The 24064-nt window shown below is 43.7% G+C and carries 24 protein-coding genes; 10 read left to right on the top strand and 14 right to left on the bottom strand.

Translation table 11 applies throughout. The features are described from left to right. Nucleotide 1 precedes the first annotated feature (1 nt). The 6 genes from NIES593_RS20365 (at nt 2) to NIES593_RS20335 (ending at nt 11103) form a co-directional block, all read left to right on the top strand. Complete coding sequence (locus NIES593_RS20365; protein WP_073601327.1) at nt 2–1030, top strand: glycosyltransferase family 2 protein; 1029 nt, start codon at nt 2–4, stop codon at nt 1028–1030. A 288-nt stretch (nt 1031–1318) separates the two neighbouring features. Further along, nucleotides 1319–3577: an SBBP repeat-containing protein gene (locus NIES593_RS20360; RefSeq protein ID WP_073601326.1), complete on the top strand. Its 2259-nt coding sequence runs from the start codon at nt 1319–1321 to the stop codon at nt 3575–3577. 19 nt (nt 3578–3596) lie between these two features. Then, the gene (locus NIES593_RS24365; protein WP_083602501.1) at nt 3597–5567 is read left to right on the top strand and encodes an efflux RND transporter periplasmic adaptor subunit; all 1971 of its coding nucleotides are present in this window, start codon (nt 3597–3599) and stop codon (nt 5565–5567) included. 105 nt (nt 5568–5672) lie between these two features. Next, nucleotides 5673–6866, top strand: coding sequence for a 1-deoxy-D-xylulose-5-phosphate reductoisomerase (gene dxr / locus NIES593_RS20345; protein WP_073601325.1), 1194 nt, complete (start codon nt 5673–5675; stop codon nt 6864–6866). Between the two features lie 110 nt (nt 6867–6976). Beyond that, nucleotides 6977–7564 (top strand): hypothetical protein, encoded by a 588-nt coding sequence (locus tag NIES593_RS20340; RefSeq protein WP_073601324.1) that lies wholly within the window; start codon nt 6977–6979, stop codon nt 7562–7564. A 365-nt stretch (nt 7565–7929) separates the two neighbouring features. Then, a complete protein-coding gene (locus NIES593_RS20335; protein WP_073601323.1) occupies nt 7930–11103 on the top strand; it encodes a DEAD/DEAH box helicase in 3174 nt (1057 codons plus the stop codon). Nucleotides 11104–11197: 94 nt separating this feature from the next. On the opposite strand, the gene NIES593_RS20330 is transcribed toward NIES593_RS20335, so the two are convergent. The 6 genes from NIES593_RS20330 to NIES593_RS20315 all read right to left on the bottom strand — a co-directional run bounded on the left by NIES593_RS20330 (nt 11198) and on the right by NIES593_RS20315 (nt 15775). After that, nucleotides 11198–11590, bottom strand: a complete 393-nt coding sequence (locus tag NIES593_RS20330; protein ID WP_073601322.1) for a DUF1640 domain-containing protein — start codon at nt 11588–11590, stop codon at nt 11198–11200. 121 nt (nt 11591–11711) lie between these two features. Beyond that, nucleotides 11712–12779, bottom strand: a complete 1068-nt coding sequence (locus NIES593_RS24685; protein ID WP_083602500.1) for a sulfate/molybdate ABC transporter ATP-binding protein — start codon at nt 12777–12779, stop codon at nt 11712–11714. After that, on the bottom strand, nt 12718–13455 hold the full coding sequence (modB, locus tag NIES593_RS24680; protein WP_083602499.1) for a molybdate ABC transporter permease subunit: 738 nt from the start codon (nt 13453–13455) through the stop codon (nt 12718–12720). Before modB ends, NIES593_RS24685 begins: the two co-directional genes overlap by 62 nt. After that, entirely contained in the window at nt 13455–14240 is a 786-nt protein-coding gene (gene modA / locus NIES593_RS20320) for a molybdate ABC transporter substrate-binding protein (protein WP_073601321.1), read from the bottom strand. The genes modB and modA overlap by 1 nt, the downstream gene beginning before the upstream one ends. A gap of 204 nt (nt 14241–14444) precedes the next feature. Continuing rightward, the gene (locus NIES593_RS25320; RefSeq protein ID WP_281250771.1) at nt 14445–14579 is read right to left on the bottom strand and encodes a hypothetical protein; all 135 of its coding nucleotides are present in this window, start codon (nt 14577–14579) and stop codon (nt 14445–14447) included. 14 nt (nt 14580–14593) lie between these two features. Next, the gene (locus NIES593_RS20315; RefSeq protein WP_073601320.1) at nt 14594–15775 is read right to left on the bottom strand and encodes an FAD-dependent oxidoreductase; all 1182 of its coding nucleotides are present in this window, start codon (nt 15773–15775) and stop codon (nt 14594–14596) included. 375 nt (nt 15776–16150) lie between these two features. Between NIES593_RS20315 and NIES593_RS20310 the strand changes: the two genes are divergently transcribed. Next, nucleotides 16151–17044, top strand: coding sequence for a hypothetical protein (locus NIES593_RS20310; RefSeq protein WP_073601319.1), 894 nt, complete (start codon nt 16151–16153; stop codon nt 17042–17044). A gap of 433 nt (nt 17045–17477) precedes the next feature. Here the strand turns inward: NIES593_RS20310 and NIES593_RS24355 are convergent, their stop codons facing one another. Beyond that, nucleotides 17478–17633, bottom strand: coding sequence for a hypothetical protein (locus tag NIES593_RS24355; protein ID WP_175561190.1), 156 nt, complete (start codon nt 17631–17633; stop codon nt 17478–17480). 59 nt (nt 17634–17692) lie between these two features. On the opposite strand from NIES593_RS24355, the gene NIES593_RS20305 reads away from it, so the two are divergent. Genes NIES593_RS20305 through NIES593_RS20295 form a run of 3 tightly spaced genes read left to right on the top strand, consistent with a single transcriptional unit; the run spans nt 17693 to nt 18733 of the window. Further along, a complete protein-coding gene (locus NIES593_RS20305; protein WP_139253764.1) occupies nt 17693–18103 on the top strand; it encodes a hypothetical protein in 411 nt (136 codons plus the stop codon). Continuing rightward, a complete protein-coding gene (locus NIES593_RS20300; protein ID WP_073601317.1) occupies nt 18061–18450 on the top strand; it encodes an FkbM family methyltransferase in 390 nt (129 codons plus the stop codon). Before NIES593_RS20305 ends, NIES593_RS20300 begins: the two co-directional genes overlap by 43 nt. A 37-nt stretch (nt 18451–18487) precedes the next feature. After that, on the top strand, nt 18488–18733 hold the full coding sequence (locus NIES593_RS20295; protein WP_073601316.1) for a transposase: 246 nt from the start codon (nt 18488–18490) through the stop codon (nt 18731–18733). A gap of 68 nt (nt 18734–18801) precedes the next feature. On the opposite strand, the gene NIES593_RS20290 is transcribed toward NIES593_RS20295, so the two are convergent. The 7 genes from NIES593_RS20290 to NIES593_RS20260 form a co-directional block, all read right to left on the bottom strand. Continuing rightward, nucleotides 18802–20346: a mercuric reductase gene (locus tag NIES593_RS20290; RefSeq protein WP_073601315.1), complete on the bottom strand. Its 1545-nt coding sequence runs from the start codon at nt 20344–20346 to the stop codon at nt 18802–18804. A gap of 42 nt (nt 20347–20388) precedes the next feature. Next, the gene (locus NIES593_RS20285; RefSeq protein WP_073601314.1) at nt 20389–20928 is read right to left on the bottom strand and encodes a peroxiredoxin-like family protein; all 540 of its coding nucleotides are present in this window, start codon (nt 20926–20928) and stop codon (nt 20389–20391) included. Further along, a complete protein-coding gene (locus tag NIES593_RS20280; protein WP_073601313.1) occupies nt 20925–21374 on the bottom strand; it encodes a putative iron-sulfur cluster-binding metallochaperone in 450 nt (149 codons plus the stop codon). Before NIES593_RS20280 ends, NIES593_RS20285 begins: the two co-directional genes overlap by 4 nt. A gap of 10 nt (nt 21375–21384) precedes the next feature. Beyond that, a complete protein-coding gene (gene merF, locus NIES593_RS20275; RefSeq protein WP_073601312.1) occupies nt 21385–21609 on the bottom strand; it encodes a mercury resistance system transport protein MerF in 225 nt (74 codons plus the stop codon). A 22-nt stretch (nt 21610–21631) separates the two neighbouring features. Next, entirely contained in the window at nt 21632–22357 is a 726-nt protein-coding gene (locus NIES593_RS20270; RefSeq protein WP_342747386.1) for a TVP38/TMEM64 family protein, read from the bottom strand. Nucleotides 22358–22454: 97 nt separating this feature from the next. Next, nucleotides 22455–23189, bottom strand: a complete 735-nt coding sequence (locus tag NIES593_RS20265; RefSeq protein ID WP_217651988.1) for a TVP38/TMEM64 family protein — start codon at nt 23187–23189, stop codon at nt 22455–22457. Between the two features lie 77 nt (nt 23190–23266). Further along, nucleotides 23267–23830: a hypothetical protein gene (locus NIES593_RS20260; RefSeq protein ID WP_073601309.1), complete on the bottom strand. Its 564-nt coding sequence runs from the start codon at nt 23828–23830 to the stop codon at nt 23267–23269. Between the last annotated feature and the right edge of the window lie 234 nt (nt 23831–24064).

Raw genomic sequence — 24064 nt, 5'->3', positions numbered from 1 at the left:
CATGAAAAATAATAACCCTACGTTAAGCATAGGATTGCCAGTGTACAACGGCGCACAATTTATCGAAGAGGCTTTGGATTCAATTTTGGCGCAGACGTTTGAAGATTTCGAGCTAATTATCTCAGACAATGCCTCAACCGACGCTACCAAAGAGATTTGCCGGGACTACGCAGCCAAAGACTCCCGCATCCGCTACTACCGCAGCGAAAAGAATCTCGGTGCGGCATGGAACTTCAATCGCGTTTTTGAATTGTCATCGGGCAAATACTTTAAGTGGGCTGCCCATGATGACGTACTGGCTGTTGATTTTCTGCTCAAGTGCGTTAAGGTACTCGAACAGAACCCTAACGTAGTCTTGTGCCACTCCTACACAAAAATCATTGACAAAGATGGACAAGTTTTACAACACTACCAAGCCAAGCTAAACACCAATGCGCCGAACCCGCAGGAGCGCTTTCACGCGCTGCTCGGTCGGCATTTAAACATTCAAATTTTTGGGCTAATTCGCACCAGCGCTCTCAAAATGAGACCACTGATAGGCAATTATTCTTATGCGGATGAAATTCTGTTATTAAAACTTGCTATGCTCGGTCGCTTTTATGAAATCCCCGAATACCTATTTTCTTACAGAAAACACGCCCAACAATCAATGAGTCAGTTCACTGACAATTTATTGATTTATGCGAGTGGAAACTCCAAACAACCAACTGACAAGCTTCCCGATCATCATGCCTATACTATATGGTTCGATCCAGCCAATGAGGGGCAAATATTCTTTCCACATTGGCGAATAGCACAAGAGTGTCTGAGTTCTGTCTGGGAAGCTCCGCTAAGTTGGTACGAGCGAATCTGTTGCTATCTCAGCGTGTTCAACCAATGGCGGGGATTAGAATTTCTACTCCTTAAAGATTCGATCGAAGCGGTTAAGCAGCTTGGGTACAATAGCTCTAAGATATTTGCCCTTCGAGAGCAACGCTCCATAGGCACAGAAGTAGAGACGAGAATAGATAAAGGTTTGAAAGAATTATAAGATTATTCGCTTGCGGCATAATCCCGTTGTCGCTCTAATCTTTTTTATTACCTTTATAGGGCTAAACTTCTAAATATTTCCTGTAGAAAATTATAGGCTTTAAATCTTTTTTGTCAGTCTCATAACCAACCCATAACCAACTAATTGACCCAAACAATCGAAGCTTTAGCAGCATACGATTTCAGCGATTTGACTTTTCCTTTACGCGAGTCAGCGGTAAAGTAGTAACCAATCCGAACCTTAAGTCTCGAAAAAACTAAATTATTGAATTAAGAGGACTTAAATAAGATGGATGAAGAATTAAACTTACTTGTCTCATTATTCACGCCTGTCAGCGACTTAGCTTTTGCAGAACCCGATGAGAGGTTGGAAGCAACTTTCGGTCGCCGTGGCAACGATACCATATATGCCTTTTCGCGCAACTCAACTCCTCCATCCCAAAATATAGATTTACTTTTCGGGGATATATTTGACAACTCTCCAGCAGAGTTTGAAATTATTACTGAGATTCAAAGGACTCCGCAAGGCGGAAATCCCTTTCTCATTTTACAAAGGAATATTCCTTCGGTAGGACGAGACAGACATGTTCTCGGAGATAGCACCGGACCTTACTATTTAGGCGACCCGAATACCCTAACTACTACGAATCTGTTCGGAACTAATGAGTTCGCATTCATATACGATTTCGATCCCTCTCAGGACAGGATACAGCTAAACGGCTCTGCGCAAGATTATGTCTTGTTAGAACTGGAAGGATTGCAGATCGAGGGAATTCAACAACCATTTGCTGGCGAGGCGATCTTTTCGCTCAGACAGGGAGTGCCCGACCTCGTCGGTTTCGTGCTCTCAAAACCTGAAGTCGATTTAAGTCTGACAGCAAACTATTTTCAGTACGTGGGCAACCAACCGCCCAAAAGACCAGCGCAAAGGAGAGCCGAGCAATTAGGGGGTTCTGGTGTCGATCTTGGGATCGATACGGCTACCGATCCTGCGGGCAATTTCTACGTCGCTGGAACGACCACTGGGGCTGTCCAAAATGGCACCACCTCCGCAGGCTCCTCAGATTTCTGGGTAGCCAAATACGATAAAAATGGCAACCAAACATTTATTCGGCAGTTTGGAACTTCCGAGAGTGATTCGATCTTGGATGTCGCTACGGACAGTGCCGGAAACATCTATCTGGCGGGATCGACCCAGGGCAACCTGTTTGGTCCGTTGCAATCGCAATCTCAGGATGCCTGGATAGCCAAGTACGATCCTAATGGCAATCTGCTGTGGGGTCGGCAGTTTGGTGCTAATTTAACTAGCGGTTTTGCAAATGGTGCAAATGCCCTCGATGTAGACGCACAGGGAAATGTCACTGCGGCAGGATTGGGAATCAAAAACAACGACCGACAAGACATCTTACAATTTGCCGTTCAGGATGATACTTGGGTGGCTAGATTCGATACCAATGGGAACCAGCAGTGGTTTAACCCAGCGGTTAGAGCGCCAGGAGCGACTTTTCCTTTTGACATATCTCCCTTTTTTGACGAGGCATACGACGTTGCCGCCGATGCGAATGGCAATGCCTACGTGGTAGGGTGGACTCAGGGTTTAGTTCGAGAAGCCGATCCCTCTCGAAATCTGTCAAAGTACGATGTTTTTTTGGCGAAGCTCGATCCCAGCGGTCAGGTGCAGTGGCTTCAACAGTTGGGAAGTCAAGATCAAGGTCTTGAATTTTCTTGGGGAGTTGATGTTGACAGCCAAGGCAATGTCTATGCCACTGGATGGACGACAGGTAATTTTCAGGCGGGTAGCCAAGCCAATCCTGCTTACGATATCTGGCTCGCCAGATTTAACCCAGCAGATGGAACGCCGACGTGGATCCGGCAGTTTGGCACTCCAGGCGATGATGGCTCCTATTTAGCTGATATGGACATTAGTGCACAAGATGATATCTATATATCCGGATATACGAACGATAGGATTAGCGGACGCGGCAGAAATAGAGGGGAAAATGATGCTTGGGTGGCGAGGTTCGACACGGCAGGCAACAACCAGTGGATTCAACAGTTCGGAAGCGCGGGAACTGACTACGCGACAGGCTTGAGCGTAGACAACACTGGTAACCGAGTTAATGTGACCGGATTTACCGATGGTTCTTTGGGAAGAACCAATACTGAAGCGGTAGATGCCTGGTTCGCTCAGCTTGACGCTAGGCGAGGAAGATTGCAAAGGGTGACTGGATCTGCCAGGGAGAGAATTGCTGGCGACGAGTCTGGTACAGCGCCCACCGAGACTCCCCAGCTCGTTCCTAGCGAGCAACTTCCCGCTGGCGACAATCGCATTAATCCCAGTGAAGGGGTTCCCGGCGGTGGTACGGTAGATCCACGGCGAGTTGAAGCTGGGCTTGCTAGCCTCTTCGATGCCAGTGCGACCAACAGTGTCTCTGGAGTTTTAGGTAATGCGGTTAGAGATGATTTCGCTAACTTCCTCAATCCCGGCGGTACTCCGGCTCCAACTCCAGCTCCAACCCCAGCTCCAGCCGATGCCGTCGTAGCTTAGTTACACTTGGGTTTAGTGCATGACACGGATTTTACTGGTAGACGACCAGGCTCTCCTGTGCGAAGTGTTGCAAACTTGGCTGGAGGCTGAGGAAGATTTTCAAGTCGTGGGACGCGCTGACAACGGAGAAACTGCGATCGCGCAGGTAGAAAAGCTAGAACCCGATATTGTCCTGATGGACATCGAGATGCCAAAAATGAATGGCATCGCGGCGACGCAGATTATCTCTGAGCGCTTTCCTCAGACCAAAGTTCTCGTTCTCAGCGCTTTCGAGGATGAAGCTTATTTAGTTCAGTCCCTGCAAGCCGGGGCACAGGGCTATTTACTTAAAAATACTCAGGCGGCAGAGTTAGCCCATACCATTCGCTTTGTCGATCGCGGACATAACCAGATCGATCCGAGGCTGCTCAAAAAAATTGTCACCCAAGTACCGATTGCAACAGAAGTAGGGGCGCGATCGCTACCAGAGCCAGCGTTACTGCATCAACCCCAAAAATCAGCTCCAGAAATGTTGTTGGAAGTTGAGGGGTGCGACGTTCGGGGCGGTACGGCGGTTGAATTGTTGAATCCTCCGTCGTATCAAGAATTCATTCCAGAACCAACGTCCCCTCCTCCAAACAGCAAGCAAGAAAGCTCCGATAACCATACACTCAACCAGAGAAAAAACATTTGGGAGGCTTTTAGAGTTGAAAAATTAACTAAAAACCCGAAAATTAACGCATTTGCCTTATTGGGATGCGTGGCTATCCTATTGATGCTGGGTTACTCAATTTTTCCGAGAAACCGCGAGGCTCGCGTTCTACAACCAAAACAACCTCGTTCGAGCAGCATACTCCCCGTTAAAGCGATCGCTGTCGAGCCAGTCAATTCCTATCGAGAATCGCGCTTTTATACGGGCACGGTTACGGCTCGCCGTACTAGCGAACTGGGATTCGAACTGCCGGGGCAGCTAACTCGCATCGTCGTCGATGAAGGATCTCGCGTCAAGGCTGGAACCCCTCTAGCTTATCTAGATTCTCAACGGTTAGAAACCTCCCGTCGCGAATTACTTGCCCGACGCGCCCAGGCTGTCGCTCAGCTCAAAGAAATGCAAGCCGGTTCCCGCCCCGAAATCATTGCTGCGGCACGGGCATCGGTGCGGGATTTGAGCCAACAACTAGAACTTGCCCGCCAAAAAAGTCAGCGGCGAGAAATGCTTTACACAGAAGGAGCGATTTCCCGCGAGCAACGCGACGAGGCGCTGAACGAGCAAGCTGTCCTGCAAGCTCGCCTGGAGCGATCGCAAAGCCAGCTAGATGAGTTGTTGGCTGGGACGCGCCCCGAACGGATTGAAGCTCAACAATCTCTCATCCAACAGTATGATGCCATCATTGCTAGAATTCAACTTCAGTTGCAAAAAAACATTCTCAAAGCTCCCTTTAGTGCTACAGTCTCTCGCCGGCTGGTTGACGAAGGAACCGTCGTCTCTGCCGGACAGGCAGTGCTGCGCTTAGTAGAAAATAAAGCGCCGGAAGTCCGCATCGGCGTTCCCGCAACCGTCGCCGCCCGAATTTCCCCAGGCAGCCACCAACAGCTACAAATCGGACAAAAAAACTATCAGGCAAAAGTTTCGTCAATTTTACCGGAACTTGATGCTAGTACCCGGACTTTAACAGTAGTTCTGACTTTAGATGAATCGATAGGAACAGAAGTTTCGCCGGGACAAATAGCTAGATTAAAGTTAGACGAGATCGTTCGCGACTCTGGATACTGGCTACCCATCACCGCCTTAGTCAAAGGGACGCGCGGATTGTGGTCTTGCTACGTCTTGAGCGAACCAGTCAAATCGGAAGACGGGAATACATTTCTCGTCGAACGAAGAGATGTGGAAGTCTTACATACACAAAGCGATCGCGTCCTGGTGCGCGGCACTCTTCAAAGCGGCGATCGCGTTATTCTCAGCGGCACCCATCGCCTCGTCCCCGGACAGTTGGTGCGCTCCTTGCCTTAGTCAATTATGTTTTCTTTACAAACAGCCTTCCAGTCTTCTCAGATGAGTCGTGAGAATTTATAGTGATATCTAGCCCCTGCTTTAATAAAGATTTATTTAATAATCGTGAAAAAAATCACCGTTCTAGGCTCAACTGGATCTATTGGCACTCAAACCCTAGATATTGCAGCGCAATACCCCAACCAATTTCAGATCGTGGGGTTAGCCGCTGGCAGCAACATCGAAATGCTCTCGGAGCAAATTCGACAATTTCGACCGGCAATCGTTGCAGTTCGCGATAAAACCAAATTTTCTGCTCTCAAAAACGCTGTTGCTTCACTGGACTACTCTCCCATTCTCTTGGCAGGAGAAGAGGGAGTAGTCGAAGTTGCCCGTTATGGCGATTCAGAAAGCGTAGTGACGGGAATTGTCGGCTGTGCCGGATTGTTGCCGACTATCGCTGCTATTGAAGCGGGAAAAGATATCGCGCTTGCCAATAAAGAAACTCTGATTGCTGGAGGTCCGGTAGTACTGCCTTTGGTAGAAAAATACGGAATTAAGTTACTTCCAGCCGATTCTGAACATTCTGCAATTTTTCAATGCCTCGAAGGGGTTCCCAAAGGGGGGTTGCGACGCATTATTTTGACCGCTTCTGGCGGGGCGTTTCGGGACGATCCCGTGGAAAAATTAGCCTCGGTGACGGTACAAGATGCCCTCAAGCATCCAAATTGGTCAATGGGAAAGAAAATTACCATAGACTCCGCTACCCTGATGAATAAGGGGCTTGAAGTCATAGAAGCTCATTTCCTGTTTGGAATCGATTATGACAAGATCGATATCGTCATTCATCCCCAAAGCATTGTCCACTCGCTGATCGAGTTGCAAGACACGTCGGTTTTGGCACAGTTGGGCTGGCCCGATATGCGCCTGCCTTTACTGTATGCCCTTTCTTGGCCCGATCGCATTTACACTGATTGGGAAACCCTGGATTTAGTCAAAGCTGGCAGTTTAACCTTCCGAGAACCCGACCATCAGAAATATCCTTGTATGCAGTTGGCATATGCGGCTGGCAAGGCAGGAGGAGCGATGCCTGCGGTACTCAACGCGGCAAACGAGCAAGCAGTAGCTTTGTTCTTAGAGGAGAAGATTAAATTTTTGGAGATTCCTCGGACGATCGAAGCCGTTTGCGATCGCTTTAGCGCCCACAATAAAACAACGCCAACATTAGAAGATATTCTAGAAGCCGATCGCTGGGCAAGGCAAGAGGTTTTAGCACTGACTAGATCGGCGTTAGACTACCAGTTACCCGTTACCAATTAACCGTTAAAATTGTTACCAATTATCAATCTCGCAGTTGTCACTAGACCGCCTCCTGTGTCACGATCTAGAGTACTGACGCAGAGATTTACCGAATCAAACCTTTCCCCAAAGTGAAACAATCCGAGTCTCAATTTCCCCCCACTAAGCCATTAGGTCTAGTATTGCGAAGAGCCGCACTCATTTCAACTGCCCAGATGGAAGTTGCGCTGCGCGATCGCCTACAATATGAAGATCTGCGAATCGGGGAAATTCTAGCGTTGCGCGGATGGATTAAAGCACAGACAGCTGACTTCTTTGCCGACTACTGGAGCGTGTTAGTGACGCAAAAATGGCAGCATCCGATCGGGTACTATTTTAGAAAAGCTGCTTTGTTGAATGAAGATCGGGTTAATGCCATTGTTGTCGAGCAAAAGCGAAGATATCCTCGACCTCGATTTGGCGAGCTAGCCGTAGAAAAACAGTGGTTAAAGGCAAAAACTGTCGATTTTTTCTTGCAAGCTCAAGAGTGTCATAGGGACACTCCTACTTTAATCGATATAATTAACCGCGTCCTCAACTCCGGTCAAATTACTAGCTCCCAAGAAGATCGATTTCTAGCAGCGATGTTGCAAAATATTTCCCTCAGTTCTTCCGAGCAAGCTGGCATCCAAGAAATCTTTAAGCGCATCCAAACAGGACAATTGCGAGTGGTTAAATAAATTTTTCAAAAGGAAAAAGTACATTCCCAGGCAGAATGTATTTAAGAGGACATCTAAAAAGTCCATTTTGTCATTCTAGGTGCAGGAAAACGTAACGAAGAATCCTTGTTCGGAGTTGGTATGCTAGATGGATTTTAAAGTCAGTAGAATACAGGATGTTTTCCCTTTCCCCCAATCGATAAATTTTGTCTCTCATCTAAGAGACTGAAAACTGCTGTAAGATGTTTTGCTTTGTAATCGCAACGCTCAACATGACGAAGTGCTTTTCAGAATCCATCGTCTCACGGCGGAGTACCTTGCACATTCTATACTTTTTAGACAACCTGTAAGATACGGAAAAAGAGTTACAACCGATAACTAATCATATGTCTACTCTACATGGAAGTTGGATTGTCAAACCAGCTAATAGCTATTTTTTCCTTTGGGGTGAAACCTGGAGAAATCTAGACAGCGATTCTAATTCCGAGTCAGTTACCCTACATCCCTTTAACCTGAATCAACAAGAATTACTGTCGTTTTTGCGCTCTCAGAATCTTCTGCAAAATCTAAAAATTGATTCTCTATCCGAGGATAAATGGCAATCGGAAATTATTGCTTTACCCAGTCAAACTCAAGCTAGAAAAAAACGAATTATTCCAATTTTATCCGAGCAATTTTCAACTCAAACTATAGAAAAAAAATCTCTGGTTTTGCATGATTGGGAAGTTAAGGGATTTCGACTCGATGCGGCTGAAACTATTCAGATTTTACAATCGCTACCGTTAGGTTCTTTACAAATTGGAGATTCATATTTAGGAGGGGATTTACGCTTTTGGACTCATATCTATCGCTGGAGTTTAGACTTATTAGCTAGAGGAAAATTTTTACCGGGAATTTCTCGACGAGAATCCGAACAATTTTATGGTCGATGGTATCCTTTACTCGACAGCAGCGTCGATCGCTCGCGTTTTGCAAAATTTATTCAACTTATGCCAGCTGCTTGTTATGCTTATACTTCCGATCTCCAAAGCGAGCGAGAAGAATTAATAAATACCTCAAAAGAACAGGAATTATTATTGGGGTTTTTAAGAGAAATACTAGACGCTCAATTGCGTGCTTGGTTAACTCCTATCTCTAATTTACCTAAAGCTCCACTCGTTCAACCTTGGTTAAAGGGATTAACTCAAATTTCGGCTAATTTTACCGCAACAGAAAAAGAAGTAAAACGAATAGAAACTGCCCTATATAATTGGAGTTTACCCGTTCAAGATTATTTAGCAACACCTAGTAACCAACAATTAGGTCAAGATCGATTTCACGTTTGCTTTTATCTACAACCACCAACCCAAGATGATAATAATGGAAGAGAATTGATTTGGCACTTGAAATATTATTTGCAAGCATTAGACGATCCGGACTTTCTAATTAACGCACAAACCATTTGGCAAAATCCTGTCAATCGCTTAAATTTTGAGGGACGAATTATCGAACATCCCCAAGAAACATTGCTCAAAGGATTAGGACTAGCCTCTCGTCTCTATTCTCCTATTGAAGATAGTTTACAAGAAAAACAACCCAAACAATGCGAATTAAATTCGATTCAAGTTTATGAATTTATTAAATCGATCGCTTGGCAATTACAAGATAGTGGACTGGGCGTAAAATTGCCACCCGGATTAGCTTCAGGAGCGGAAGAAAAACGATTGGGAATAAAACTTCACGCAGAAGTCACTCCCAAAAAAGGAGAACGTCTCAACTTAAAAAGTTTACTCAAATATGACTTAAAAATTGCCATTGGCGATCGCACAATTTCTAAACAAGAATTCGAGCAATTATTGGCTAAAAAATCGCCGTTAGTAAAAGTTCATGGAGAATGGATTGCTCTACAACCCGCCGATGTTCGCGCCGCACAAGCGATTTTAACGCAATCTAACGAACCGATTAATTTAACGGTTGAAGATGCATTGCGCCTTAGTAGTGGCGAAACAAAAATTCTAGCAAAACTTCCAATTGTTAATTTTGAAGTTTCTGGCGCTTTAAAAGAATTAATTAATAATTTTACTAATAAACAAGCGATCGAACCGATAGAAAAACCAGAGGGATTTAGAGGGGAATTGCGACCTTATCAAGCGAGAGGTGTGGGTTGGTTAGCCTTCTTAGAAAAATGGGGTTTAGGCGCTTGTTTGGCAGACGACATGGGATTAGGAAAAACGCCTCAGCTACTTGCTTTTATCTTGAATTTAAAAGAACAAGATTTACTAGCAAAACCGATACTTGTTGTTTGTCCAACTTCCGTACTTAACAACTGGGAAAGAGAAGTTAAAAAATTTTCTCCCACGCTATCGACCTTAATTCATCACGGCGATAAACGCAGTAAAGGAAAAACCTTTGCTAGGGAAGTTAAGAATAAAAATTTAGTCATTACTAGCTATCCTTTGATCTATCGAGATGCGGCAACTTTTGAAGCAGTAGAATGGCAAGGAGTAGTTCTCGATGAAGCACAGAATATTAAAAATCCACAAGCAAAACAGTCCCAAGCAGTACGTAAATTAAAATCAGGATTTCGCGTTGCTTTGACAGGGACTCCCGTAGAAAATCATTTATCAGAATTATGGTCGATTTTAGATTTTCTCAATCCAGGATTTTTAGGAACGCAACAATTTTTTCAACGACGGTTTGCTATTCCAATTGAAAGATATGGTGATAGAGAATCTTTACAAACATTGCGATCGCTCGTTCGTCCTTTTATCCTTCGTCGCCTGAAAACTGACAAGGAAATCATTCAAGATTTGCCAGAAAAACAGGAGATGAATGTCTTCTGTGGGTTATCTGTAGAACAGGCGGAACTATATCAAAAATTAGTAGAAGAATCACTCTCTAAAATTGAAGAATCTGCCGGGATTCAACGGCGAGGACTAATTCTTACCTTGCTAGTTAAACTGAAGCAAATCTGCAATCATCCTGCCCATTTTTTAAAGGAAGAAAGTATTAAAACGAGCCAACGTTCTGGAAAATTATTACGACTAGAAGAGATGTTAGAAGAGTTATTAGAAGAAGGCGATCGCGCTCTAATCTTTACTCAGTTTTCTGAGTGGGGCAAACTTCTCCAACCTTACTTAGAAAATAAATTAAGACGCGAAGTTTTATTCTTATATGGTGGAACTCGCAGTCAACAAAGACAGGAAATGATAGACCGTTTCCAAAACGATCCTAATGGACCTCCTATTTTTATCTTATCCCTTAAAGCAGGCGGTACGGGGTTAAATTTAACCAGAGCAAATCACGTGTTTCATGTCGATCGCTGGTGGAATCCCGCCGTAGAAAATCAAGCAACCGATCGCGCTTTTCGCATCGGACAAAAACGAAACGTTCAAGTTCATAAATTCATCAGTACTGGAACCCTAGAAGAACGAATTAATGACATAATTGAAAGTAAGAAACAGTTAGCAGAATTAACTGTCGATACTGGCGAACAATGGCTAACAGAATTAGATACCGAACAATTACGCAATTTACTGTTGTTAGATCGCAATGCCGTGATTGACGAAGAAAATAGTTGAAAGAATTCTTCTTTTCCCCTTCCCAAAATCAAAGCATGAAGCCTAATAAATCTTGCTAAGCGATCGCTAATTTTGAAAGTGCTGCTGCTTAAAGTTAACGATTGCCGATCAAACCGAATAGCTTAGCAAAACCGCCCAGAATGGCGATAATGAGACTAACAAAAATGCCACGGTTGACAAACTCGGTTGTTTCTAATCGCTTACTCAGTCCGTCTGTTTTTTCTAGCCTTGCCACTGACACTTTTAGATCGGTAACTTCTTTGGCAACATTGTCTATTTTGGAGTTAACTTCTTTGGCAACGTTATCTATTTTGGAGTTAAGCTCTTTAGCAACGTCATCTATTTTGGAGTTAAGCTCTTTAGCAACGCCGTCTGTTTTGGAATCAAGTTTGTCTATTTTCTGATTAAGGTCTTCTCCTAACTTATCCAGCTTATTCTCAAATCTAACCAGGTAGTCTTTTAAATCTTGCTCGATGGTGACTGACACAGTGCTAAACTCCTAGTAGTAGACGAAAGTTTGAGAGTAGTAGGCGCTACTCCCTCTATTATCACTCTCTAGGTGGAACTATCTCAAATCTCCCCTCGCTTCTCATACTCCGGCGCCTTTATTATATTTGCATTAAAAACAGCTTGAGCGGATCTAATTTGACATGCCAAGGGAAAGGACGGTCTTTGATAGTTAACCATTTTTCTTTAAAAACTTCCGCTTGCATATGGTAATCGTTTGGTTGAGTCGGTGGGTTATGTAGCTTGAGATAAAGCGTCATCCTATGGGGCGTTTCCCGTGTGTGAGCTAACCAACAGGGGAAGGTATTTTCAGTGTTGGGGTCATTGGTAAAGGTGAGATGATGGGCGCGAATACCCACATAAGCTAATGATTCAGGAATTGGCTCAATGACTTTGAGAGTACAGCCCCAATCAATAGCTTCTATTTGTGTAGGGGAAATTACTTTAGCTTGAGAGAAGTTTTTACAACCTGTGAGTTGAGCAACTGTATAAGTAGCTGGACGCTCAAAAATAGATTGTTTTTTATCGTAGGCGATCGCTTGTCCTTGAGACATGACTAAAAGTTGTTCACAAATTTCGTATGCTTCTTCTAAATTATGGGTAACAAAAAGTGTCACCCCTTGATAGCTGCTCAGTGTCTCAATCAGTTGTTCTTGCAGTTGGTGTCGCAGGTGGGTATCGAGAGCCGAAAAAGGTTCATCTAACAACAACACTTCTGGTTCTACAGCTAAAGCCCTCGCTAAAGCTACGCGCTGCTGTTGTCCGCCAGATAGCTGCTGTGGGTAGCGATTTTCTAATCCAAAAAGTTGTAATTTGGTAATTTGTTCTGACAAACGGTGCTGGCGTTCTGCAACAGACAAATCTTGTAAACCGTAGGTAATATTTTCGGCAACTGTCAAATGGGGAAACAAAGCATAGTTTTGAAAGACAATTCCCACACGGCGTAAGCGAATTGGTAGGTTAATTCGTTTGGATGAATCAAACAAAACCCTGCCATTAACGACAATGCGACCCCGCTTAGGAGTTTCTAGCCCCGCAATACAACGTAAAGTCATACTTTTACCAGAACCAGAACCCCCCAATATTCCCAGGACTCGCCCCTCTAGATTAAATTTCACTTCTAGAGGATAACTGGCTAGTTGTTTGTGAATGTCTACTAAAAGCTGCATCCTTAGTTTTGATTATTTTCTCAGTAAAACGCTTTTGCCGACGCTGTTCCAGGCTACGCGCCCATAACAGCAATAGAAATGCCCAAAAAGTCATCACCAGCACCATCAAGTTGGCTTTGCCATACTCTTGGTTCTGCACTGCATCATAAATAGCCAAAGGTAAGGTTTGGGTGCGTCCGGGGATATTCCCTGCAACCATTAAGGTTGCACCGAATTCACCTAAAGCTCTGGCGACTGCTAAGATAAAGCCTGCCAAAATTCCCGAACGAGCTAAAGGTAGTGTGACTCGCCATAACACCTTAATTTCGGAGTCTCCCAGACTACGTGCTGCTGCTTCTAATTCGGGATTGACATCTAAAATTGCGGCTCTAGCTGCTTCTACAATTAGGGGTAAAGCCACCACTGCACTAGCGATCGCTGCTGCTTGCCAAGTGAATAAAATATCTATCCCAAACCATTCCAATATGGGGCTACCTCGACCTAAAGCTAGCAATAGGTAAAAACCAATGACGCTGGGAGGTAGTACCAAGGGCAAATTCAGCACTGTAGAGATGATTAGTTCTCCTCGAAAACGAACACGGGCTAAGAAAATTGCTAGTCCCAGCCCAAAAACTAACAGTAATACTGTAGCTAGTGCGGTGACTTGCAATGACAATATATAAGGAAAACAATCCATTACTTTACCGTCTCTCCAGGTAAAACAAAGCCATATTTTTTCATTAATGGTCTGCCTTTTGGCCCGTTAATATATTGAGCAAACTGTTTAGCTTGTGTCTGATGCTTGCTCTTTTTGACTACAGCCAACATTTGGTCAATTGGCTTATGTAAGTTTTCCGGAATTAGCTCCCATTTTCCTGGCTTGTTGACGCTTAAAGATAAAGCCACGATACCAACATCAACGTTGCCAGTTTCCACATATTGTTGAGTTTGGCGGATGTTCTCGCCTAGCACCAGTTTCGGCTTGATTGCATCCCAGATACCCACTGACTGAAATGCTTCTCTGGCGGCGATACCGTAGGGTGCATGATCTGGATTGGCGATCGCAACTCTCTTATATTCCGGTTTGGTTAAATCTTTAATGTCTTTGGGGTTGAGTTTACTGTCTTCTCTTGTCCATAAAGTAATCCGTCCCCTGCCATACAAAGCTTTAGTGTTGGATACTACTAACCCTTTTTTGTCAAGGTCTTCGATGTATGACTTGTTAGCAGCTGCAAATAAATCTACAGGCGCACCGCTTTCTATTTGTTGTGCCAGTTGTCCTGTCGAACCAAAGTTAAAGGTGATTTTGTTTCCTGTTTCTTTCTCCCATAAAGCACCGATTTCTTTGAACACATAGTTGAGATCGGCCGCCGCAGATACGGTGAGTGTGATTGGCCTTTGAGCTAATAATGTCTGGATTGCTGGTGCTTGACTCAGGAAAAATCCCCAGGGTGCGACTAAAACTGCGACTATGATTGACAAAAAAAAAGTATCGCCCTTTGATAATTTTCATTACTAAAGGTAAGGTAAAAAGTTGTGCAACAGGCTGCTAATTAATATTAATAAACGAATATAATTTTAGATTTTGTAGCAGAAATAACATTCTGCCAAAATGATTACCTACGCTCTTCCACCTTCGCTCGCAATAAAGTATTGTTGATTGGGTAGCTTTTTAGAAAATTTCTCTCAATAATCGAAAGTATTTTTGTTGATTATAATACCAATTTTCATGTTTTCGCGATCGACATCTTTTTCCCCTCTCCCAGTTTGGGAGAGGGGTTGGGGGTGAGGGCGATGACTATTTTCAGGAAAAATTACCACTAAATAACATCTAACTAATCATCCTTCTCCATCTGGGGTAAATTGCTGAAGCGTTGCATAAACTTGCGATCGATACTATCTTTCCAACGCCACAATAAAGGCGATTCCCAACCCAAAAATGACCAAGACGCGATCGCGGTTTTATCTCCCGTTCCAATTAAACTTAAATAATATTTCTGGGGAATGTAGGCTTTCAGCTTTTTTCCTAAAATAATTCGCTGCAAATTTTCAAATAAAGGCTTTCCTTGACGAACGGCAAAAACCCCAGCTTTTGGACGAGAATAATGTTGCATTGTAGCAATATCGCCTGCTGCAAAAATATGAGGATGAGAGACAGATTGAAGCGTATCTTTTACTAAAATAAAACCTTGAGAATCTGTAGCAATACCCGACTCTTTAATCCAGCTAGGTGCGGAAGCTTGAGTGACCCAAAAAGTATAATCGCATTCTACCGTTAATCCCGAACGACAGATAACTTTATCTGGTAATACTTCAGTGACTGTTTCTTGTAAGTGTAGTTTAATCCCTCTATTAAATAAGATTTGCTGCAAGCGTTGACTTACCCATCGACTGTGACCGGCTAATAAGTCGGCGCCGCTATGGACAATATGGATGGTTAAATTATCTAACGATTGTCGAGCATTTTTTAATACTTGATGCAATCTAGCTTGCATATTTAGGGCTAGTTCGACTCCACCCGCCCCACCACCAACTATAGTAATACTAATCGGTTGTTTGGGATTATTAGTAACAGCTTCTACGACTCGATTCCAAGCTTGTAAAAACTGAGGAACGGGTTTCGCAGCAATAGCATATTCTGAGGCGCCTGGAATTGAATTGGTAGCGGGAGTACTGCCAATATCGATCGATAAATAATCGAAAGAAACGGGAGGGCGATTGGCACAAATAACTTTGTTGTTAACTAAATCTAAACCAATCGCGCGATCGCGTAAAAATTGTGCTTGAGAAAATCTAGCGAGGCGACGCAAATCGATGTGGGTTTCATCGAAACTATAAAAACCTGCCACATGACCGGGTAGCATCCCCGAATAGGGGGCATGGGAAACGTCGGTAATCAGAGTGAGGCGAACTCCTGGTAAAGGTTTCATCCCAAATAATTTTAGAGCGATCGCGTGGCTGTGACCTCCACCAATGAGTACTAAGTCCGTAGTAGCGGGAAAATTTGCTGGTTGCATTACGGCAAATGGTCTATTCAAGTTTCCCTAGAACATTGTAGTCTCATTATATTTACTTATCTATCATCGCTACGGTAGATAGTCCATTAGCTGAAGAAAGCTTAAATGGATAAGATGAATCTATCTAACTTACTTGACAAAAAGATTTAAAGCGATCGCTAATTTGAAAATTAAATTTAAATATAGTTTTTGATTATTTTTGTGAAGTTTTATAATGCAAAATCAACATCAACAAAAAGAGTATATCTGTGGATTGGCTTTACCGATTGACTTTCTCGAACGTCTACCTTTTTTTTATGAAAACTTAAAAAAAATTAAATCAATTACAATCTACACAAAACAATTGACCAATTTAGCAGTTAAGGAGGTAATTCTATGACTGTTGCTAAAAGGTTGTTAGTAGGAATGACCGGAGCCATGTTTGGGCTGCTAGGAACGACCGGAACAGCACAAGCAGTAACAATTTTTAGCGGTGCTGGGACTGATGCAGCTAGAGCATTTCAGGATATGCAGGCGGCAATTGGCGGAATCAACAACGGTGCTGCCGGACCTCAGGCAGATGGATTCCGTACTATTAACTGGGATGGAGTAAGACTCGACGGCACCGATTTTGGCGGCAATACCGAGGTAATCGTCCAAGATAGGCTCGTTCTTATTCCAGAGGATCGCTTCCTCGATAGAGGCACACTATACGACGAAGAGTATCCAGTCAGTGGAGACGGTTTCGAGAGTGCTAATCCTGGCGTTGCAGGTCAGTTTCCAGCCTTCAGCCCAAACAACACTTTTGCTCACTTCGGCGAAGATGATAATGAAATCGAGCAGAGTTTCACGGTGCCCGGAACTACTACTCCTGCTGCTACGCGGGGTTTTGGAGCCATTTTCCTCGATGTAGAACTTCCCGACACCAGCTTCATCGAGTTTTTCAACGGCTCAAATAGCCTAGGTAGATTCTTCGTCGAACCTGCTAGCAGCGGTCAGCCATCGTTCCTTGGAGTGTTATTCGACAACCCGATTGTCACGGATGTAGAACTCAACCTCGGCAATGCTCAACTTTTTAATTTGGAAAATAACACAATCGTCCCCGGTCCTGCCGACGATCCGCAAAATGGCGTAGACTTAGTTGCTGTAGATGATTTTATCTATGCAGAACCCGTAGAAGTGGAACCTGTAGAGGTTAGAGTTCCTGAATCTTCTTCCACCTTTGCTGTGTTAGCTGTTGGTGCTTTAGGTATGGGTTCGCTAATAAAATACCGCCAAAAACGTGCTTAGAAGTCAGCATTTTTTATCCAAAAAGCAATTCTTCATATAAGTTGGGAGTAACAGGTTGTCCCAAAAGTATAAAACGTGCAAGGTATTCCACCAAATGAGCGGCGGAGCCTGAAAAGTACTTCGTTATGTTGAGCGTAGCAATAGCGAAGCGAAACATCTTATCCCAATTCACAATTCGCAATTATCAGTTCGCAATTATTCAATCGCTCTGGGTGTAAAGCTTTTGCCTTGAACATCTGTAGCGTTCTTTTTTAGAGATTTTTTTTAGAGATGGTCTTATAGCAGTTTTCAGTTAGATGAGAGACCAAATTGGTCGATTGGGGGAAAGAAGTATGCCTCTTTCCCCCTTCCCCTTTTCCCTAACGCGAAGCGTCCCCCTGCACTGGAAATGACAAAGTAGACTTTTGGGATGTCCTCTTAGACAAAAGCGTACCTAGTTATCTAGAAAACTTTGTATAGCATTCTTTTTAGTTAAGATAAATACAAACTTTTCGTTTAACATTTTTGTAGCAGATAATACACTGAAAGTTTCCTCATTATAACAAGTTATACCAATTTTCATGTTTTCGCGATCGACCATCTCTGTCATTAATGAATGAAAAATGGTATTAGCTTCATGACAAACTAAATGCGTTAATGAGGAGAAAAATGAAAATTAAACAATTTTTAAAGGCAATTATAAATAAGCTCGGCTATAAAATTACAAAAGTTTATGGAGAGCGCACTCCGAGAAATAACCTCTCAGAATCCTATTCACTTCTTTATAGTTTAGGTTTTAGACCTAACACGATAATTGATGTGGGCGTGGCAAAAGAAACTCCTGAACTTTATAGAGCTTTTCCAGACTCTTTTGTTTTACTTGTAGAGCCACTGAGAGAATTTGAAACGGAATTGAAACATATTTTGAAGAAATACCGAGGCTTATATTTAATCGCTGCTGCTGGCTCCGAAACAAGAGAAGTAACTTTTAATGTACATCCCATCATTTGGATGGTTCATCGCTCTATAAAGAAACGATGGGGACTAATGCAGATGGATATGAGAGAACTGTTCCAATGATTGCGATAGATGAGGTCATCAAGGAAAAAGAACTCAATGGTCCTTATCCGATCAAAGTTGACGCACAAGGTGCCGAACTCAATGTGCTTGATGGATGTCAGCAGACCTTACGAGATACAGAAGTTGTTGTATTGGAAGTATCTATGTTTCAATTTATGAAAGATGCTCCTCAATTTCATGATGTCGTACTCTATATGAAGGAACGCGGCTTTGTTGCATACGACATCATTCTGGGATGGAACCGCCCTCTAGACAACGCTCTCGGACAAATCGATGTTGTTTTTGTTAAGGAAAGTGGAAAATTCAGAGAAAATCATTCCTATGCAACCATGAATCTATCCCACTAATACCAAGATGTGGTAATCTACTTCTCATTTGAGAAGGATGTATCAGGATCTGGCTGGGCGTTTTGAAGGATTGAGCAACCTGGAGTGGAAGTTGTTTGAAGATATATTTCCTCCAGAACCATCGAGGCGTGGTAAAGGAATGCCTCATGCGCCATACCGTCAGATCTTAAATAGTTTTTTATACATCCTGATTACTGGGTGTCGATGGTGTGACATAGCAGGCGGAGATATGTGGGCTTCAAAAAGCTCTTCATATCAAATCCGGTTAATTATGGTTAATTAACCGGATTTGATATTAGCAATGCTTATAGAGATATTTGGCTGCTCTGCTTACCGTTTTGGGATCGACTCCTAAGAAAACTTGGCGAGTAATCCCAATATTTTTTTTGAGGTCGGTGTCAGTAGTGTACGGCGATAAGCATCTGCCGCTTTTTTAATCCCTTCAGCTTGGGTGGGATAGGGATGAATCACGCTAGATAGACCATTCAAACCAACCTTGTTAACAATTGCTGTCGTCACTTCACTAATCATCTCCCCAGCATGGCGGGCAACAATTGTCGCTCCTAAAATTTCATCAGACCCTTTCTTGTGATGGATTTTGACAAACCCCTCGGTTTCCTCATCTGCGATCGCGCGATCGACGCTACTCATCGGAATTTCGATCGTATTAACATTAATTCCCTGGGATTGAGCCTCATGTTCGTACATCCCTACATGGGCGATTTCTGGGTCAGTATAGGTACACCAAGGCATGACTAAACTGCTGAGTTTGGATCGTCCCAAACCAAAAGGAGAAAACAAAGTATTTTTAATAACTATCCGCGCTGCGGCATCGGCAGCATGGGTAAATTTCCAATTCATGCAGATATCGCCCGCCGCATAAATCTTAGGATTAGTTGTCTGGAGATAGTCATTAACTTTCACTCCCCTGCGATCGTACTCTACTCCAACCGCTTCTAAATTCAGTCCTTCCACATTGGGAGCGCGTCCCGCACCGACTAAGATCTCGTCTACAATAATGGACTGTTTAGTCCCATTGGCGATGAAATCAATCGTTTTGCCTTCAGGTGTCTTTTTTACCCGTTCTATTTGGCTGTTCAACACCAGATGAATCCCTTCGCGGATGAAGGCATTCTGAACGATTTCTGCGGCATCGGCATCTTCTTTATCTAAGAGGTGAGAATGTTTGTGGAACAAAATTACTTGACATCCCAAACGACTGAAAGCCTGAGCTAATTCGCAACCAATCGGACCACCTCCAATGACAGCAAGACGTTGCGGGCGTTCGGTGAGAGAAAAAACCGTTTCATTAGTAAGAAATCCCGCTTCTTCTATCCCTTCAATCGAAGGTCGCACGGCTCTTGCTCCCGTCGCAATCACTGCTTTTTTATACTTAAGAGTCTTACCGCCAACTTCAATGCTATTGTTGTGTAAAAAACGACCCGATCCCAAAAATACGTCAATGCCAAGATTTTGGAAACGTTGAGCGGAATCGTGATGACTAATTCCCGCTCGCAGTTTGCGCATCCTTTCCATGACGGCAGAAAAATTAACATTTATTTGTTCGGGAGGGCTAATACCAAACGCTTCCGCCTCTCGCATCTCGCCAACAACGCGCGAGGAACGAATGATGCACTTGGAAGGGACACAACCTACATTTAAGCAATCTCCGCCCATGAGATGTTTTTCAATTAATGCGACTTTCAAACCCAAGCCAAGCCCTGCTGCGCCTGCTGCGACGACCAATCCAGCCGTACCCGCACCGATGACGACGAGATCGTAGCGATCGCTCGGTTGCGGATTGACCCAATCAGGCGGATGAACGTAAGAAACCAGTCTTTGGTTATATTCGTCCATCGGTGGAACGATTACGTTTTGAAAGGCTGAATTTGACATCACTAACTCCTTGAGAACATTGAATATCCCTAATGGAACGATCTACTCTGTTCCCCGTATGGGATATTTTTTTTCCAACACAAACTCGATCGCCCATAAAATCTCTGATATCTGCGGACGACCGAAGGGAGCGCTATTGATAGCCGCATAATAAAGTGTGCCATCAGGTTTAACCAAGAAAAGACCGGGTTCACAAAATAGAGGGGGTTCATTCTTAAATGCACCTTGGGAAATATAAAGCCCCCAGCGACGCATTAAGTCAATACTAACTTCACAGCCAATCGTAAGCTGTTGAATGCCCCAGTTATCTCTTGATTGTTGGGCTTTTTCTTGACTGTCTCCACTCAAGGCAATGACTTCAACCCCCAGCTTGGCAAAATCCTTCAGATTATTGTTGAGATCTTCTATATAGGTTTGACAAATCGGACAAAACCATCCTCGATAAAAGACAAGCATTGTTAGGTTTTGGGGTTTCTGTTGGGAGAGTTTCCAAAGCTTGCTATCAAGGGTTTTAACCTCAAGTTCGGGGACTTGAGTACCCGTCATTAATTTAGCAGTCATTTTTGTATTTGTTGTCATCATTTATCTCTCACTTCCTTACGGACATTGGCTAAACAACAGCTACCTTGGGGATTATTGACTTCACAACCACAACGTCCAGCTTGAATATGAGTGCGGATTGAAGATTCAGCCGTGCTATGATTAGTTTGTTGAATTTCTTGGAGTATGCGATCGCGCGTCCAATTAAAACAATAACAAACAGGAACTTGTCCCCCCCGATCTTTCTGAAACACAGGCACTTTTACTTCATCTGTGAGAAAAGTTTGACCCTGTTGGTTGAAATACACTACCGAACAATCCATCGAGTCGCAGAAAAAGTAATTAGATTCAGGATTTAAGGTTTCTAATGCCCTCGGTTTTAGCAGACTTTTCAGGGTAATGGTTGGAACTCGTTTGCCTTTATTTCCATTTACCGGACAGTTTGCTTTTAAGGACTTTTGAGTTTGAGAGCAACATTCTTCAGACATATTTTTTCTCCTATTTACAACAATTTTTGCGATGTGACTTGCGGTAGCGAAAATATGAAAGTACAGTCAGTACGATCAAAATTCCCAATGCTGGCAAGAGAACATAATCGAGATAACCTACGATTGCGCTTAATCCCACTGCTCCCAGTAAAATAACCAAAATAGGTGTGAAGCAACACAAAGCTACAATCACTGTTCCTGTCAAACTAGCAATCAGTGCGTTTTTGGGTTTCATCGAAATAAATATTCTTGATTAATTAATTGAGATCGAATCGCTCATTCTCAGGTTCTAAAACTTCATTTTCTAAAGCCTGACGCGCAATTTTGGTTACATAAAGGGTGACGGCTACCGTAGCGATAAAACCAATAATCCGAATTGTCCATTGTACGGCAGGGTTAGCAGGTTGAGCGTCAGTGCCAATCGTGGCAAGATTACCAGCCAGAGAACCAATATATACGTACATAATCGTTCCAGGTATCATTCCCACCGAACCGATAACGTAGTCCTTGAGAGAAACTCCAGTGACTCCATAAGCGTAGTTCAATAAATTGAAAGGAAATATCGGAGAAAGTCGGGTCAATAGGACAATTTTGAGTCCTTCTCTGCCAACGCCCTGGTCGATCGCTCGAAATTTCTTGTTCCCTTCAATTTTCTTGGCAACCCATCCCCTAGCTAGATAGCGTCCGACTAAGAAAGCGGCAGTAGCTCCTAGAGTAGCACCAATGAAGACATAAAGCGCTCCCCAAACTACGCCAAAGACTACACCCGCACCGAGAGTGAGAATTGACCCTGGTAAAAAAGCGACAGTAGCAATAATGTAAAGGAGAATAAACGCGATCGCGCCAACCGTACCGAGACTGTCGATCCACTGCAAAGCATTTCGCAACCATTCTTGCGGGTTAAACCCAACACTGCCAGTAGATTCTTGGGCAAAAGCCGGGTTAGCAGCAAAGAGAAGAGTAATGCCAAAGGTAGCTACCATTAAAATAGCCTGTCGGAAAAACTGCGATCGGTTTCTGGCACGAATATTTTTCATGGTTTTTGCGATTTTTAGTTGTAGCATGAGCGATTTCTCGATCCTAAAGGCTTCGATCTAAAGCTTTTTTGGCAAGGCGCGTCGTGTAGATCGTTACGGCAATGGTAGCGATTAATCCAATGATTCGGATTGCCCACTGTATAGTTTGAGTCTCAGTTGTCGTGGGACGATTGGACATATCGATCGCGGCAAGGTCGCTAGCTAGAGCGCCAATGTAAACATACATGACAGTACCTGGAATCATGCCGAGGGAACCTAAGATGTAGTCTTTGAGGGAAACCTGCGTCACCCCAAAGGCGTAGTTTAAGAGGTTGAAAGGAAATAGGGGAGAAAGGCGAGTTAGCAAAACAATTTTCCATCCCTCCTTGCCAACAGCGCGATCGAGCGCTTGAAATTTAGGATTTTTGCCAATCTGTCGGCAAACCCAATCCCGCGAGAGGTAGCGTCCAAGTAAAAAAGCCCACGTCGCGCCAAGGGTAGCAGCAATTAAGACACAAACTGAACCCCAAAAAACGCCGAACAAACAACCCCCTTTCATCGTCAGGATAGAACCGGGTACGAAAAGCAATGTTGCTAGGTTGTAGATAGCGATAAATGCGATCGCGCCGATGAAACCGAGATTTTTAAGCTGAATTAACGATGTTTGCAAAAGTTCTTGCAGGGGAAAATATTTGGCAGCAGCGATCGCAATGGCAACTAGACCACTGATAAATATCAGTTTGAGCTTAGAATAGAAGCGGCGTTGGTTCGGTGGGGTCATCGGTTTATTCTCGGTCATTTTTCCCGCCAACGAGGAGAGATTTTAGACGAGTTGGCATGATGTTCAAGCTCCCACGCCAGCTACTTTCTAGTCATCTAGTTGGTTTTTGGAAAATTGCCCATTAGATGAGTGAAGGTAACTTTGCCCATTTCACCAGGCATTTGACCGTGTGTCTTGTTATCTGCGTGGTAGGCAACCGCCAGCATTTGATAATTATTATTAGCGGGTACGGTAATCGTTGCAGTAGCGTTGCCGTTGCTGTCGGCTTTGAATTCGTTACCAGGAGTCCCGCCTGCCGGCCCCATATCCATTCCCACAACTTTTTTATTGACCCACCAGAAGGTATAAAGTCCGTTAGGCACTAGGTTACTTGCTTTAAGCGTGACCGTGTAGCTGTTATCTTTGACTGGCGATACGGAAACCTCCCCCTTAGCGGCAAGCCACTGCTCTTGCGTCAAGCCATCTGGAGTACCATTGTCAGCATTAGCCATTAACATTCCAGATGAGGTTTGATTTTGTGCTATTAAAATTCGCGAAATCCCGTCGTCGGTGGTTAAGTTTTTCTTGCCAGTGCCGCCAACCCCCTTGGCTTTGACAGTAGGTAAGATGATAGCAGACAACAGAAGAATAGATAGACTACTGAGAATTAAACGTTTCATGAGTCAAAACTTCTTGTTTTACAGATTGACTTGAATGAATGTTTTCAGACGAGCGATCGCTCAAGCGTGAGGTATTATTTACGAATGAACGGCGATCGCGCTTTTTGCAAGCTTATCGATCGAGGTCTTCATAGAGTGATACGAAGCCGATCTCAAAAAGGATTTACTAATTCTTCCCGAAAGTCGATTTTGGCTGATGGCGATACCAGCGAACCAGTCGCTTGGACGAAACCC

The organism is Hydrococcus rivularis NIES-593, assembly GCF_001904635.1.
Taxonomy (GTDB): Bacteria; Cyanobacteriota; Cyanobacteriia; order Cyanobacteriales; family Microcystaceae; genus Hydrococcus; species Hydrococcus rivularis.
This window is presented reverse-complemented; position numbering and strand designations above follow the sequence as displayed.

Excerpts from the sequence above, each read along its gene's own strand:
- NIES593_RS24365 (WP_083602501.1), top strand. The coding sequence starts at position 3,597 with ATGACACGGATTTTACTGGTAGACGACCAGGCTCTCCTGTGCGAAGTG.
- NIES593_RS20295 (WP_073601316.1), top strand. The coding sequence starts at position 18,488 with ATGTATCAGGATCTGGCTGGGCGTTTTGAAGGATTGAGCAACCTGGAG.
- NIES593_RS20315 (WP_073601320.1), bottom strand. The coding sequence starts at position 15,775 with ATGCAACCAGCAAATTTTCCCGCTACTACGGACTTAGTACTCATTGGT.
- NIES593_RS20285 (WP_073601314.1), bottom strand. The coding sequence starts at position 20,928 with ATGATGACAACAAATACAAAAATGACTGCTAAATTAATGACGGGTACT.
- NIES593_RS20300 (WP_073601317.1), top strand. The coding sequence starts at position 18,061 with ATGGGGACTAATGCAGATGGATATGAGAGAACTGTTCCAATGATTGCG.
- NIES593_RS20360 (WP_073601326.1), top strand. The coding sequence starts at position 1,319 with ATGGATGAAGAATTAAACTTACTTGTCTCATTATTCACGCCTGTCAGC.
- NIES593_RS20260 (WP_073601309.1), bottom strand. The coding sequence starts at position 23,830 with ATGAAACGTTTAATTCTCAGTAGTCTATCTATTCTTCTGTTGTCTGCT.
- modB (WP_083602499.1), bottom strand. The coding sequence starts at position 13,455 with ATGGATTGTTTTCCTTATATATTGTCATTGCAAGTCACCGCACTAGCT.
- NIES593_RS20270 (WP_342747386.1), bottom strand. The coding sequence starts at position 22,357 with ATGGTAGCTACCTTTGGCATTACTCTTCTCTTTGCTGCTAACCCGGCT.
- NIES593_RS20305 (WP_139253764.1), top strand. The coding sequence starts at position 17,693 with ATGAAAATTAAACAATTTTTAAAGGCAATTATAAATAAGCTCGGCTAT.
- NIES593_RS20265 (WP_217651988.1), bottom strand. The coding sequence starts at position 23,189 with ATGACCGAGAATAAACCGATGACCCCACCGAACCAACGCCGCTTCTAT.
- merF (WP_073601312.1), bottom strand. The coding sequence starts at position 21,609 with ATGAAACCCAAAAACGCACTGATTGCTAGTTTGACAGGAACAGTGATT.
- NIES593_RS20335 (WP_073601323.1), top strand. The coding sequence starts at position 7,930 with ATGTCTACTCTACATGGAAGTTGGATTGTCAAACCAGCTAATAGCTAT.
- NIES593_RS20290 (WP_073601315.1), bottom strand. The coding sequence starts at position 20,346 with ATGTCAAATTCAGCCTTTCAAAACGTAATCGTTCCACCGATGGACGAA.
- NIES593_RS24685 (WP_083602500.1), bottom strand. The coding sequence starts at position 12,779 with ATGCAGCTTTTAGTAGACATTCACAAACAACTAGCCAGTTATCCTCTA.
- NIES593_RS20365 (WP_073601327.1), top strand. The coding sequence starts at position 2 with ATGAAAAATAATAACCCTACGTTAAGCATAGGATTGCCAGTGTACAAC.
- NIES593_RS20280 (WP_073601313.1), bottom strand. The coding sequence starts at position 21,374 with ATGTCTGAAGAATGTTGCTCTCAAACTCAAAAGTCCTTAAAAGCAAAC.
- NIES593_RS24355 (WP_175561190.1), bottom strand. The coding sequence starts at position 17,633 with ATGACAGAGATGGTCGATCGCGAAAACATGAAAATTGGTATAACTTGT.
- NIES593_RS20310 (WP_073601319.1), top strand. The coding sequence starts at position 16,151 with ATGACTGTTGCTAAAAGGTTGTTAGTAGGAATGACCGGAGCCATGTTT.